Origin of the sequence: Muriicola marianensis, assembly GCF_014638095.1 — a bacterium.
GTDB classification, from domain to species: domain Bacteria; phylum Bacteroidota; class Bacteroidia; order Flavobacteriales; family Flavobacteriaceae; genus Muriicola; species Muriicola marianensis.
Window position 1 is genome coordinate 2157320 of record NZ_BMFH01000001.1, and the last position, 13362, is coordinate 2170681.

A 13362-nucleotide genomic window follows, 5' to 3' on the forward strand; every position below is an offset into this window, starting at 1 on the left:
GGGTTTTAATCTAACAAGGACACCATGAAAAAAGAATTTCCAAAGCTGATCTGCGACGCCAATGAGGCCGTCGCAAGGATAGCTCATAAGACCAATGAGGTCTGTGCCATTTACCCGATTACCCCAGCTTCGCCCATGGGTGAGCATGTGGATGTCTACAGCTCGGAAGGGCAAAAGAATATATGGGGCAATGTTCCCCGGATTGTGGAGATGCAAAGTGAAGGAGGCGCTGCCGGTGCCGTTCACGGGTCTTTGCAGGCCGGTGCTCTTACCACCACTTTTACGGCCTCCCAAGGCTTGCTGTTGATGATCCCCAACATGTATAAGATTGCAGGGGAGCTCCTGCCGGCAGTGATCCATGTTGCGGCAAGAACGGTAGCTACCCATGCCCTTTCAATTTTTGGTGACCACTCAGACGTGATGGCGACCAGGCAAACGGGATTTTCAATGATGTTTGGAGGTTCTGTACAGGAGGCCATGGATTTTGCCCTGATCTCTCAGGTGGCTACCCTGCATACAAGGGTGCCTTTTCTGAATATCTTCGACGGCTTCAGGACCTCCCATGAGATCTCCAAGATCGACAACATCCCGGATGAGGTGATAAAAGCCATGATGCCGGATGATAAGATCACGGAACACAAAAAGCGATCCCTGGATCCAGACCATCCGGTAGTAAGAGGGACTTCCCAAAACCCGGATGTATTCTTCCAGGCTAGGGAAGCTGCTAACCTTCACTACGCCAAGGTTCCTGAGGCTGTTATGGAGGTAATGGATGAGTTCTACACCCATACCGGCCGCAGGTATAATCTCTTCGATTATATAGGACATCCGGAAGCCGAGCGCGTAATTATCATCATGGGCTCAGGAGAAGGAGCCGTACGGGAAACTGTGGATACCCTGGTAGAACAGGGAGAAAAAGTAGGAGCTGTATTTGTCAGGCTTTACAGGCCTTTCTCCATGAAGCATTTTATGGATCAGCTGCCCGAATCGGTTAAAAAGATTGCGATACTCGACAGGACCAAAGAACCCGGAAGCCTCGGGGAACCCCTTTATCTTGATGTGGTTACCGCTTTTGTGGAAAGCCAGCGAAAAATGCCGGTAGTGGTCGGTGGTCGATATGGTCTCTCTTCCAAAGAGTTCAATCCCGCCATGGTCAAAGGTATTTATGATGAGTTGCTTAAAGAAGAACCCAAGAACCATTTTACCATTGGGATCAAGGACGACCTGGGCCATACAAGCCTGGACTACAACCCGGTCTTCAAAACGAAAAAGACGACCTTCAACTGTATGTTCTACGGCCTGGGGTCTGATGGTACCGTAGGGGCGAACAAAAACTCCATCAAGATCATTGGAGAAACAACCGATAACTATGTGCAGGGATATTTTGTTTATGACTCCAAGAAAGCAGGAGCTCAGACCATTTCCCATTTGCGATTTGGGCCAGATCCCGTCTATTCGTCCTACCTGATCAATACAGCCGATTTTATCGCCTGTCACCAGTTCAATTTTATCGAGAAATACGATGTCCTGTCGCATATTAAAAAAGGAGGGACCTTCCTGCTGAACTCCCCCTATTCCAAAGATGAGATCTGGGACCAACTGCCCAGCATCATGCAACAGGAGATCATAGACAACGAGCTGAATTTCTATGTGATAGACGCCACCAAGGTGGCTCACGAAGCTAAACTAGGGAAACGCACCAATACGGTACTCCAAACCTGTTTCTTCGCGATCTCAGGGATACTCCCCCGGGAAGAAGCCATTGAGAAGATCAAGAATGCCATCGTGAAGTCTTATTCCCACAAAGGCGAAAAGGTAGTGAAGATGAACTTCAAGGCGGTTGACACCGCCCTGAAACACCTCGAAAAAGTGGAATATCCTAAAAAGACCACGAATACAAGAGGGTTGAAATCCATAATGAGTGGCGAACCTGATCCTTTTGTCAGGGAGGTCCTCGGCAAAATCCTTGCCGGCAGGGGAGATGAGCTTCCAGTGAGTTTCTTCCCAATTGATGGGACCTTCCCAATGGGAACTACCCAATATGAGAAAAGGGGTATAGCCGACTTCATCCCGATCTGGGATGGGGAAGACATCTGTACGCAGTGTAATAAATGTGTGGCGATCTGTCCGCATGCAGCCATCAGGGCAAAGGTTGTTCCCAATGAGGATCTTACTTCCGCTCCGGACACTCTGAAAAGGGTACCTGCCAAAGGCAGACCTTTTACCAGTGAAACGGAATCTTATATTCTGCAGGTCTCACCGGAAGACTGCACCGGTTGTGACCTCTGTGTAGCTGTGTGTCCGGCAGAAAGCAAGGAGATACCCGATTTCAAGGCGATCAACATGCACAGAAAACTCGATGTGGATACTGTTGAAAATGAGCATTGGAACTACTTTACCCAATTGCCGGATTACGATCGCTCCGAACTGCAGATCACTAATATCAAAGGTTCCCAGTTCCTCGAACCCCTGTTCGAGTTTTCAGGTGCCTGTTCGGGATGCGGGGAGACGCCTTATATCAAAATGCTGACCCAGCTATTTGGGGACAGTATCATGATCGCGAATGCCACGGGTTGTTCTTCCATCTATGGAGGAAACCTGCCTACCACTCCTTACAAGACCAACAAGGAGGGCAGGGGACCTGCCTGGGCGAATTCCCTCTTCGAAGACAACGCCGAATTTGGCTTTGGTATGAAACTGGCCCTGTCCAAGAAGCAGGAAATTGCCGTAGGCCTGCTTAAGTCTCTGGAAAATACCGTTGGAAAGGAATTGGTTGAGGCCATTCTGAACAACCCGGAGGAGGATGAGGCGCAACGCAAGGAGAAGTTCAGGCAACTGGATGAACTCAGGGAGATCCTTCTTAAAAACAAAGAGATCCCGGAAGCCACCAAATTGTTAAATCTCACCGAATACCTCCGTAAAAAGGCGGTGTGGATCCTGGGAGGTGATGGATGGGCTTATGACATTGGATATGGCGGAGTAGACCACGTACTTGCCTCCGGCGAAGATATCAATATCATGGTCCTCGACACTGAGGTGTATTCCAATACCGGCGGACAGACCTCCAAGGCAACACCCCTGGGTGCAAGCGCCAAATTCTCGGTCTCCGGTAAAAGGACCGGCAAAAAGAGCCTGGCATTACAAGCTATTTCTTACGGAAATGTCTACGTAGCCCAGGTCGCCCTTGGCGCCAAGGATATGCAAACGCTCAGGGCGATAGAAGAGGCAGCAGCCTATCCCGGACCTTCCCTGATAGTGGCCTATTCGCATTGCGGGGAGCACGGATACGACCTCAAAGAAGGAGCACTCCACCAGGAAAGAGCCGTGGAAACAGGCTACTGGCCCCTGTTCCGCTTTGATCCTTCCAAACCCAAAGGCAAGAAATTCAAACTGGATTCCAAGGAACCCAGCAGACCGCTCGAAGACTTTATGTACAGGGAGACCCGTTTTACCCGGGTAGCCAAGGAAAATCCCGAACTGGGTAAAACCCTTTTAAAACAGGCCCAGGAAGAGGTAGAAACAAAATGGGAACGCCTCGAACTATTTAGAAATATGTAAGTGTTCTCCCCCTGTAAATCTCAGGGGGAGCCTTATGCGATTGTACAATACTTAAAACTGAAATCATGGAAACCTTAGCAAACCCCTATTTTGAGATCGCCGTGGAAAAAATGAAGGAAGCCAACAGGGAACTGTACAGGCCGGAGGAGGATGTTGTCTCTTTTCTGGTTTGTAAGAACGCCCAGATCGCCGTTCAGAACTATCTCAGAGGCTATCTGTTGCGCAGTGGTATCGAGACTAAAAAAGAGGATACTCTGGACTTCCTTTATAAACAATGCGTAGAGCTCAATGGGAATTTTAAAGAAGTGAACCTCGCCGGCTTCAATTGCCAGTATGAAAACATGGATTCCAAATACTGTCAGGGTGTGGAGAAGGTGAGCAGATGCTTTGAAATAGCCAACAGGCTGGATACCTTCCTGAGAAAGGAAAAGGTGATCAACTAACCTGCGATTAAAGAAGCAGTAGGGGATCTCAGACCATTCTAATGATCCCTGGCAGCCACTTTCCAGGTTCCGGTAACCCTTCCGTTTACAACGGTCAGGGCCTCCGGATATTTAGCTACAGTTGGGCAGATATGCATGGGAATGGCATAATACACCTCCCCAATAGGAATATCTGTAGTGTCATCGGTTCTAAGCACCAGGTGTTCTTCGCTCTGCCCGACCTGCTCTGCATGATCCATACCGAAGATCCTCACCCTTGGGAAATCCATCTCCGGGGCTACCGACTTATGTCCCAGGTCGAGACAAAAGATACTTTCTGCAGGCTTGCTGATCACCCGGGTAAGCAGTACGGCCGCCACCTGGAAGTTCATGTCCGGAAAGGATTCTGAGTATCGGGCGTCCCAGAGAAGGGTAGTACCCGGACTCGCGATGACTCCTTCACGCTTCGCGTGGATAGGAAAAGTAGGGGACCCCCCGGCTATGACCTCCTTAACAGGAAACCCGGCCTTTTCGAGTTGAGTCCTCATTTGAGCAACTGCTTCGAAGGCAGCGTTGCATACCTTTCTTCTCTCAATTATATCAGGGTTGCGGATATGGCCGTCATAAGCGTGTAACCCCGCCGGGATCAGCCAATCGTGTTCAGAGATCATCTTGTAGAGTGATCGGGCTTTTTCCGAAGGCCTTATTCCGGTTCGGTCCATGCCCACATTCACGTCGAGATAAAGAGGCACTTTTATACTTCTTTCCCGCGCCTGTGTCCCTATTTGAACAATACTGCTTTCATGGTCTGTAAGAGTGGAGAATGCTGTATCGGGATACTCTGCCACAAGATCCAGGTATCTGCCAATATTCGGGCCGACAGGTTGCATGGCCAGCAACACATCAGGCGCCTTGCACCGGCCAAGCAATTCCGCTTCGGTCACCGTGGCACATTTGAATTTTGTGATTCCGTGTTTTAATTGAAGCTCTATGATCTCGGCCATCTTATGGGTCTTCACATGAGGCCTGAGTTTCTCAGCTCCGCCCGTCATCTCGATCATCGTCCTGATATTCTGTTCAACCCGTTCAGGGTAAACCAGGAGGGTGGGACTGGCCACCTTCTCTTCCTCTTCGATCTTATACCAGGGCCTTTTTTGCATTTCAGGGTGTTTAATGCAGTTGAAACATGGCTTCGATCTCCACAGCCACCTGTCCGGGAAGGGTCATGCCCACAGCACTGCGGACCCCCACTCCGTTCTCCATCCCGAAAATGTCGGACATCAGCTCGCTAAATCCATTGATCACCAGCGGATGCTGGTCGAATTCCGGGGTAGAATTCACCATCCCCAGAGTCTTGACCAGCCTTTTGATCCGATCGATCTCCCCGAAATGGGCTTTGATGATTGAAAGCATGGTAAGGCCAACCTGTTCTGCGGCCAGTTTGGCCTCTCCCAGGCTCATCGTATCTCCAACCTTACCTGTTATATAGGTCCCGTCGGTTTTCATCGGACCCTGACCTGAGACATAAAGGAATCCGTCTATGACCAGGACGGGTTTATAAAGGCCGGCGGGGGGAGGCGGAGGAGGTAATATCAACCCAAGGTCCTTGATGCGTTGTGAGGGTAGCTTGCTCATAGTGTTATACAAATTGATTTAAAACGAGAACACCCAGCAGCCCGGTTACTCCAACGGTAGTTTCCATAAGGGTCCAACTGCGTAAGGTATCCTTCACTGACAGGTTAAAATACTCTTTAAAGAGCCAGAATCCACTGTCGTTGACATGAGACAGCATCAGGCTGCCCGACCCAATGGCAAGGACCATGAGTTCCGGGCTAACCCCCGTGGTCTCGATCATTGGCAGCACGATCCCGGCAGCTGTAAGCCCGGCCACGGTGGCAGACCCCACACAGACCCGGATCACTGTGGCAATGATCCAGGCCAACAGCAGGGGAGAGAACGAAGATCCTTTAAGGAGGTCTGCAATATATTCGCTCACTCCGCTGTCTATAAGGACCTCTTTAAGGGAACCTGCACCGGCTATTATGAGCAATACCATGGTAATTCCGGCTATGGAGGCTCCAACCGAATCCATCAGCTCCTTCATTTTTTTTCCCCTGAGGAGGCCCAGGGAAAAGATGGCAAAGATCACAGACAGCAGCATGGCGATCACGGGGTTGCCTAAGAAGTTCAATCCCTTGGTGATCCAGAGTCCTTCCGGAAGGAATAACCCTGCAAGTGTAGCCATGGCGATCAGGACGACAGGCATCAGGGCCGTGAGGATACTGATCCCGGTACCGGGCATTTCTTCCTCTGACAGGGGCCGTGGATTTACAAACTCTTTTAGGGGTGTCGCTTCAATGTGTTTTAAGGTGCGGGAGAAGATGGGTCCGCCCAGGATGATAGCCGGAACCGCTACAATGATACCGTAGACCAGAGTCCGCCCCAGATCTGCACCGAACATGGTAGAAATAGCTGTGGGAGCAGGATGCGGGGGAAGATATCCGTGAGTTACCGAAAGGGAGGCAAGCATGGGCAAACCCACATAAAGCAAGGGGAGACCCGTTGCCGCTGCTACCGTAAAAACCAGGGGGACCAGGATCACAAAGCCAACTGTGTAGAACATAGGGATCCCGACAATAAAGCCCGTCAGTACCACTGCCCACTGTATATTTCTGATCCCGAATCGCGCGATCAATTTAGTGGTAATCCGCTGTGCGGCACCGCTGTCGGCTACCAGTTTTCCCAACATGGCCCCCAGCCCTAAAATGATAACCAGGAAACCAAGCGTATTGCCAATGCCCCGCTGTATGGAATCGACCACCCGGATAAGATCCATCCCCTGGGCTATCCCCACGAAGAGGGAAACGAGAATAAAGGCGATAAAGGGGTTGAGTTTCCACCAGGCGATAAGCAGGAACAGGATGAGAATTCCGATAATAACAATGAATAAGGGCATCGACCGGATTTAAGCTTGCGGATGAGTTACTAAATATACCATTTTGAACAGAACTAAGGGATCATTTTTTTATCTTGTAAAGGAAACCGGCCAATATGGATAAACGCACTTTCTTGCGCAGGATGGGCCAGGCTGCCCTGGCTACTCCTTTTCTTCCCCTGACCCTTAGCGGAAAGGATTTGGAACACAGGGGTTCTTATGACCTGGAGGATGAGGAAGAGTTTTGGCAGAGGATTCGCCTCGACTATGCCCTGAAACCGGATTACATCAATCTGGAGAACGGATATTACAATATCGCCCCTATCCCTACCATCCAGAAATTTCACAGGCATATCGAGCAGGTGAATTACGAGGGATCCTACTATATGCGTACCGTGCAGTGGGATAACAAAAAACGGATCGCGGCCAGACTGGCTCATCTGGTGGGTTGCTCCCCTGAAGAGCTGATCATCACCAGAAACACGACTGAATCTCTCGATATGATCATAGGGGGATATCCCTGGGAAAAAGGAGATGAGGCGGTTTTTGCCGTACAGGATTACGGGGCGATGCGGGAACATTTCAAGTTGATAGCAGACCGGTATGGGGTAGTGAATAAGACGATATCCCTGCCCAATCATCCTGAAAATGACGAGGAGATCGTGTCCCTGTATGAATCTGTGATCACCCCCAGGACCCGATTGATCATGATTTGCCATATGGTCAATATTACAGGGCAGATCCTGCCCGTTAGGAAGATCTGTGATATGGCACACAAACATGGGGTGGAGGTGATGGTAGACGGAGCCCATTGCGTAGGCCACATCAGGGTAAATATAGAAGAGCTCAACTGCGATTATTACGGGTCGAGCCTCCACAAGTGGCTGAGTACTCCCCTGGGTGCCGGTATCCTTTACGTATCCAAAAAGAATATCTCCAAGATCTGGCCCCTTTTGGCCGAACACCACCGTGAACCGGATGATATCGGCAGGCTGAATCACATCGGGACGCACCCTGTACACACAGACCTCACAATCAATGACGCTATAGACTATCTCGAACTTATTGGAATGGAGCGGAAGGAGAACAGGTTGAGGTACCTGCAGCGATACTGGAGTGATGCGCTCAGGGAAACAGAGCATATCACCATCAATACACCTCTGGAAATGCACAGGAGTTGTGGGATCGCCAATATAGGGATTGCCCATATGAAGCCAGCTGACCTGGCCAAAACCCTGTTTGATGAATTCGGGATCTTTACCGTTGCCATAGACCAGGATAACGTGAAGGGCTGCAGGATCACACCGAATGTTTATACGACAACTGCGGAACTCGATACGTTCATAGAGGCCATGAAGGAAATGGCTGCCAGAATATGATTCACGGTAAGACGATATGACCAAAGTCCATAAATTCCTGCCATAAAACTGATATTAATCATAGAAAATGAAGGGTATAGCCTTTAGTTTTGATCGTTTTATACTGTTTAAAAAAAGGGTTCTCCCGATTCATCAGAAATAATTACTATAACCAAAAATTTAACTCAATGACTGAATTACTTCAAAGGGAATCACTGCTTAAAAGCGTGGTTTTTCTGCGTATTCTCATAGGGTGGCACTTTTTGTATGAAGGGGTCATCAAATTGTTCAATCCGGACTGGACGGCCTTCGGGTACCTGGCCACAGCCCAGGGGCCATTTAAATCCTTGTTTATTGCCCTTACAGGCGATGGGGTAATAGGGTGGGTAGATACCCTGAATACACTGGTCCTGATCTTTGTCGGGGTGACACTGGTCCTCGGGATTTTTGAAAAATGGGGTATCATCGCAGGGATGGTCCTCCTGGCCATGTACTATTTTGCCCATCCACCTTTCCCCTGGCTGGAACAGCGCAATGTGGAGGGCAGTTACTGGTTCGTGAACAAGAACCTGATCGAAATAGGTGCCCTCTGGGTACTATACCATATCCCGACGAGTTCCTATTTTGGCCTGAACTATCTGTTTAAGAAAGAACCCAAACCCGCTAAAACCCCTCAATCATGAAATGGACCAGACGAGACATATTAAAAGGCTTAGGAGGATTACCCATCCTCGGCTCCATTTGGTGGGCCGGGGCGGCAAATGCGCTAGTCAAGAGTAAGGACCGCACGGAGATCCTCGAAATGCTAAAAATTGAACCGACCCTTCCATCGGCCCTTCCAGAGATAGGAGGTGATCCCATCCGCATAGGCATTATAGGTTTCGGTATCAGGGGTGAACAACTATGCAGGGCTTTGGGCTTTGCCACAGAGGAATGGATCGAACAGATGAAGGAAGAGGAACGCCTAACTGGAAATACTCAGCTCAAGGAATTTCTGGAGCAGGAAAAACTGAACCTTAGGATTGCAGGAGTATGCGATATCTTCGATGTCAGGGCGGAAAACGCCATTGCCTCATTTTCCACTGCAGAACACCAGGTAAAGCGGTATGATACCTATCAGGAGATGATCCGGAGCGGGGAGGTGGATGCCGTGATTATCGCCACGCCGGACCACTGGCATGCGCCTATGTCCATTGAGGCCCTGGAAAACAACGTGCATGTCTATGTGGAGAAACCCATGACACACACCATAGAAGAGACCTACAGGCTCAGGGATGCCGCCAGGAATTCCAAAGCCCATCTCATGGTAGGTCACCAGCACAGGCAGACACTGAGCTTCCAGACTGCCAGTGACATCATTGACAAAAAGGTATTAGGCCATGTCTCCGTGGTACAGACCTTCACCAACAGGAATGACGACAACGGTGCCTGGAACTACGATATTCATGATAAGGCCAGTGAGCAGACCATCGACTGGCAGCAATTCCTGGGCAGTGCTCCGCAAATCCCATTCAACAAGAATCACTTTTTCCGTTGGAGGAAATGGTGGGCCTATGGATCGGGATTGTCCGGTGACTTGCTGACACATGATTACGACCGACTCAACTGTGTCCTCAATATGGGGATTCCGAAATACATCACGGCTTCCGGAGGTATTTACACACACAATGATGGCAGGAATGTACCAGATGTTCTCCAGGTAAACATGGATTTCCCGGATTTCAGTACCGGTAGCACTCAGGCTCCCGGAAAGGAAAAAGGGATGACCTTTACCTATAATGCCACCCTTGGCAATGGATTCAACAGGCCGACCATCCTGATGGGACATGATGCCTCAATGGAACTGGGGAATAACCTCACGATCTGGCCCGACAGTGGATCTACAAAATACGCAGAGTTGATGGAAACCGGGAAGATGAAACCCAATGTCCCCATCTATCATTACAATCCGGGGGCCAATGTTCCGGATGCCGTATCTTCAGCTACTTCTCAGTATTTTGCAGACAAAGGCCTGATGTGGACCTATATTGACGGGGTACGGGTGAATTCAACCTATCTCCATCTCAGGGAATGGCTCAGTGCTATCCGCAACGGGGGAACCCTGAGCTGCGGCATCAAGGAAGGGTTTGAGGAGGCTATTACAGCCCATATGACAGGGTTGGCCTATAAACTGGGCCGCCGTATTGAATGGGATCCTGTGGCTGAACAGATCGTTCCTATTGACGATATTGATCTGGATCAGGTCCTTCTCTCCAGTACCTGATGACCCGGGGTTCATCGCATTAAATCAATTAAACCTGCTTTTCAGCAGGTTTTTTTTTGGAATTCACTGGAATTCAGGGTGATGAGCCCCAAAACTGACAAATGTCATAGTTAAAGTTTGGCATTGGGTCTAAATTAAGGGTATAAAATTTAATGTCATGCAAGTCAAAAAAAATCCAAAAGCCGATTTAAATAGAAATAGTGGCCTGTATTTTGTTATCGGGCTGACTGTTGTTTTGTTCCTTACCTGGCGTGCCCTTGAATACAAATCTTATCCCAAAGATGAGGTAGTAAGAGAAATGGTTCAGACTGTCGACGATCTGAAAGAGGATGTTCCTGTTACAGAGATGATCAAGACACCCCCTCCCCCTCCTCCTCCTGCAGCTCCTGAAGTGATCGAAGTAGTTGAGGATACTGAGGAGGTTGAAGAAACCATTATTGAAAGTACAGAGACAAGCCAGGATGCTGTTATTGAGGAAGTTATAGATGTCGATGATGTGGAAGTCGGGGAAGAGGAAGAAGAGATCGTTGTTCCTTTCGCGGTCATTGAGAATGTCCCGGTGTTTCCGGGCTGTGAGTCTGCCAGAGGTAATGAGGAGCGCAAGGCCTGTTTCCAGGAAATGATCCAAAAACACATCATTAAGGAATTCACCTATCCTCCAACCGCTCTTGAACTAGGTATACAGGGACGCGTATTTGTTCAATTTGTGATCGACTCCAAAGGAAATATCGGAAATATCAGAATGAGGGGTCCGGACAAGAACCTGGAGAAAGAAGCGCACCGAATCGTCGCTTCTCTTCCTAAAATGAAACCTGGAGAGCAAAGAGGCAGGCCGGTATCCGTTCCGTACAGTATTCCAATCAATTTTGTGATTCAGACACCCTAAGGTATAATTCAAAAAGATCCTTCTCATAGAGCAGGTCTAGGTGGGGCTAGATCTTGAGGAGGGTCTTTTTTTATCGTACTCCTTTAATTTTTTTGGCCCTTCCAACACGACTCTTACGATCTGAAGGGTTCCGTCTTCTTTGGTAGAAATATGCCATTTGATCAGGGTGATCTCCCCGCCGGAGATCTCTATGCCGGTAATACTTCGCGGGTGAACACAGCTACCGTCGTTAAAGAAGGGAATCTCACCCGGGTTCGCGAACCGGGGACGATGGGTATGTCCTGCGATGGTTAGGATGGAATTATTCTCAAGGATCCACTTTTTTATCCTGCGTTCTACCTTGATAAGTTCCTTGTAGTTCTTAGCCGGACTCGTCGGATCCGCGATTCCCCACACCTGTAAGGGTTTCCAAAGGACGCGTACCAGGAATCGGCCCCACCTCCAGAAAGTGTAGTTCCACCAGTCGGCCTGATGACCATGCAGCAGAAAGATCTCCTGCCCGGTGTCTCTGTGTTTCAGAATGAGTGCTTCATGGAACTCCAGTTCGGGAAAAAGGGGCTTGTCCTTCTCATCAATCGGATCAAAATAGCTGGCCAGGTTTTTCCTGACCAATGCAGGGTCCTTGTAGACCATATCGTGGTTTCCCCAGATCATATGAAGCCTGTTGCCCATATAGAAGTTTCGCATCTGCAGATAAACATTCTTATGAGCCTCGAAAAGATCTTCAAACTCTATGTTTTCCCAAAGCTCGTCCCCGTCCCCGAGTTCACAGTACTGGAAACCTTCTTTGAAATAGTGCCTCAGGGCGTGGAAGTAGATGTTTCGGTTATTCGCAAAATCATCTGCAAAACTGTTGTCTCCCCTGTGGCAGTCACTGAAAAAGATGAACTTCGACTGGTCATCAAAAAGAACGGTCTTGGCATTTTTATAGGCCCTGTTCAGCCGGTAATTGGAAGACATAGATCAATTTTCCACTAATATCGAAAAAAATGCGAGACCCCATCTCCCCCGGGGATCAGGCAGGCTAATCGATCTAATTTATTCTTGCTGATCAGCCAGGGGCATAAACACCTCAGCCTTCCAACTGATCTCATCCACACCTATATTAGGGTTGTTGTAGAAAATCTCTACGGGGAGGCCTGTAACTTCAAGGTCATTTTTTTCGGCATAGTCCAGGAGGGCATACCAGGCCCTGTCTGAAGTGATGTAATTACCATTGTAGATCGCCTTGATCGCCCGCACAGGTTTGCGATATCCGTACTTCAGATCGGGGTGTTGAGGCAGACTGTCATTCCTGACAATGGGATAGCAGAAATTGAACTCGAGACTGTCTTTTTCCCTGTCCCACTTTAGAATTTCAATGAAAGGTTTGCCATTGAGTTCTACCCCATTATTGACCAGGAATGGGTCCAGGAGGGGAAAATCACGCATCATCCCACCGGCTTTGCCGAATTGGGTGGTCTTGTTGTGGACGAAGGCATAATATGTAGAATCAAGTTCGGCCTCACCTTCGACACGTACACGGATATTTTCAATGTGGTTCGCGAGGAGGTCGGCAAAGTTCCTCAGGCTATTCTCGGTCCGTCTTTCAATATCAGTGTCGTAAAATGGTACCCTGAGCTTGTTCGCAAAGCTATGGGCACTGTCCTTTACAAAGACCCTGATCTTTGAGACGGAATCATTTACTGCGGAGATCCTCCAGTCGTATATGTGGGTTGAATCCCCAAAATGCAGAGTCTGACGGAGTTCCTCCAGGTTGGCCCCGGCTTCAATACTGCTGTCATCAAGACTGGTGTTCCATAATTTTACGATCTGATTGACTGTTCCCCTGTTGGCCTTAGCCTCAAGGGTCACCAGGTAGTCATAGGGATAGATAAAGAGGTAAGCGATGATTCCTCCTGCGATCAGGAAGGTAAGTGCGATAAGCGCTTTCTTCATGG

11 protein-coding genes are annotated in these 13362 nt (G+C 49.0%); 6 read left to right on the forward strand and 5 right to left on the reverse strand.

What is annotated here, in order from left to right:
• The first annotated feature begins 24 nt into the window (after positions 1–24).
• Entirely contained in the window at positions 25–3558 is a 3534-nt protein-coding gene (gene nifJ / locus IEV19_RS09820; RefSeq protein ID WP_188370474.1) for a pyruvate:ferredoxin (flavodoxin) oxidoreductase, read from the forward strand.
• A 65-nt stretch (positions 3559–3623) separates the two neighbouring features.
• Entirely contained in the window at positions 3624–4001 is a 378-nt protein-coding gene (locus IEV19_RS09825) for a HEPN domain-containing protein (RefSeq protein ID WP_188370475.1), read from the forward strand.
• Positions 4002–4039: 38 nt separating this feature from the next.
• On the opposite strand, the gene IEV19_RS09830 is transcribed toward IEV19_RS09825, so the two are convergent.
• Genes IEV19_RS09830 through IEV19_RS09840 form a run of 3 tightly spaced genes read right to left on the reverse strand, consistent with a single transcriptional unit; the run spans position 4040 to position 6936 of the window.
• On the reverse strand, positions 4040–5140 hold the full coding sequence (locus tag IEV19_RS09830) for a D-TA family PLP-dependent enzyme (RefSeq protein ID WP_188370476.1): 1101 nt from the start codon (positions 5138–5140) through the stop codon (positions 4040–4042).
• 10 nt (positions 5141–5150) lie between these two features.
• Positions 5151–5615 carry a RidA family protein gene (locus tag IEV19_RS09835; protein WP_188370477.1) on the reverse strand — a complete coding sequence of 155 codons (465 nt, stop codon included), beginning with the start codon at positions 5613–5615 and terminating at the stop codon, positions 5151–5153.
• A 4-nt stretch (positions 5616–5619) separates the two neighbouring features.
• The gene (locus tag IEV19_RS09840; RefSeq protein WP_188370478.1) at positions 5620–6936 is read right to left on the reverse strand and encodes a gluconate:H+ symporter; all 1317 of its coding nucleotides are present in this window, start codon (positions 6934–6936) and stop codon (positions 5620–5622) included.
• A 95-nt stretch (positions 6937–7031) separates the two neighbouring features.
• Here IEV19_RS09840 and IEV19_RS09845 point away from each other — a divergent pair, with 95 nt between their 5' ends.
• The 4 genes from IEV19_RS09845 (at position 7032) to IEV19_RS09860 (ending at position 11422) form a co-directional block, all read left to right on the forward strand.
• Complete coding sequence (locus IEV19_RS09845; protein ID WP_188370479.1) at positions 7032–8294, forward strand: aminotransferase class V-fold PLP-dependent enzyme; 1263 nt, start codon at positions 7032–7034, stop codon at positions 8292–8294.
• Between the two features lie 167 nt (positions 8295–8461).
• On the forward strand, positions 8462–8956 hold the full coding sequence (locus IEV19_RS09850) for a DoxX family protein (RefSeq protein ID WP_188370480.1): 495 nt from the start codon (positions 8462–8464) through the stop codon (positions 8954–8956).
• Positions 8953–10536 carry a Gfo/Idh/MocA family protein gene (locus tag IEV19_RS09855; protein ID WP_188370481.1) on the forward strand — a complete coding sequence of 528 codons (1584 nt, stop codon included), beginning with the start codon at positions 8953–8955 and terminating at the stop codon, positions 10534–10536. The genes IEV19_RS09850 and IEV19_RS09855 overlap by 4 nt, the downstream gene beginning before the upstream one ends.
• A 157-nt stretch (positions 10537–10693) precedes the next feature.
• Positions 10694–11422 (forward strand): energy transducer TonB, encoded by a 729-nt coding sequence (locus tag IEV19_RS09860; protein ID WP_188370482.1) that lies wholly within the window; start codon positions 10694–10696, stop codon positions 11420–11422.
• Positions 11423–11458: 36 nt separating this feature from the next.
• Here IEV19_RS09860 and IEV19_RS09865 read toward each other — a convergent pair whose 3' ends face one another.
• Both IEV19_RS09865 and IEV19_RS09870 read right to left on the reverse strand, forming a co-directional pair.
• Entirely contained in the window at positions 11459–12382 is a 924-nt protein-coding gene (locus IEV19_RS09865; protein WP_188370483.1) for a metallophosphoesterase, read from the reverse strand.
• A gap of 78 nt (positions 12383–12460) precedes the next feature.
• Positions 12461–13360 (reverse strand): GyrI-like domain-containing protein, encoded by a 900-nt coding sequence (locus IEV19_RS09870; protein ID WP_188370484.1) that lies wholly within the window; start codon positions 13358–13360, stop codon positions 12461–12463.
• Positions 13361–13362 lie beyond the last annotated feature (2 nt).

Bases quoted from the DNA above. Each gene is read 5' to 3' on its own strand.
- IEV19_RS09860 (WP_188370482.1), top strand. From the start codon at position 10,694: ATGCAAGTCAAAAAAAATCCAAAAGCCGATTTAAATAGAAATAGTGGC.
- IEV19_RS09870 (WP_188370484.1), bottom strand. From the start codon at position 13,360: ATGAAGAAAGCGCTTATCGCACTTACCTTCCTGATCGCAGGAGGAATC.
- IEV19_RS09840 (WP_188370478.1), bottom strand. From the start codon at position 6,936: ATGCCCTTATTCATTGTTATTATCGGAATTCTCATCCTGTTCCTGCTT.
- IEV19_RS09850 (WP_188370480.1), top strand. From the start codon at position 8,462: ATGACTGAATTACTTCAAAGGGAATCACTGCTTAAAAGCGTGGTTTTT.
- IEV19_RS09825 (WP_188370475.1), top strand. From the start codon at position 3,624: ATGGAAACCTTAGCAAACCCCTATTTTGAGATCGCCGTGGAAAAAATG.
- nifJ (WP_188370474.1), top strand. From the start codon at position 25: ATGAAAAAAGAATTTCCAAAGCTGATCTGCGACGCCAATGAGGCCGTC.
- IEV19_RS09845 (WP_188370479.1), top strand. From the start codon at position 7,032: ATGGATAAACGCACTTTCTTGCGCAGGATGGGCCAGGCTGCCCTGGCT.
- IEV19_RS09835 (WP_188370477.1), bottom strand. From the start codon at position 5,615: ATGAGCAAGCTACCCTCACAACGCATCAAGGACCTTGGGTTGATATTA.
- IEV19_RS09865 (WP_188370483.1), bottom strand. From the start codon at position 12,382: ATGTCTTCCAATTACCGGCTGAACAGGGCCTATAAAAATGCCAAGACC.
- IEV19_RS09830 (WP_188370476.1), bottom strand. From the start codon at position 5,140: ATGCAAAAAAGGCCCTGGTATAAGATCGAAGAGGAAGAGAAGGTGGCC.
- IEV19_RS09855 (WP_188370481.1), top strand. From the start codon at position 8,953: ATGAAATGGACCAGACGAGACATATTAAAAGGCTTAGGAGGATTACCC.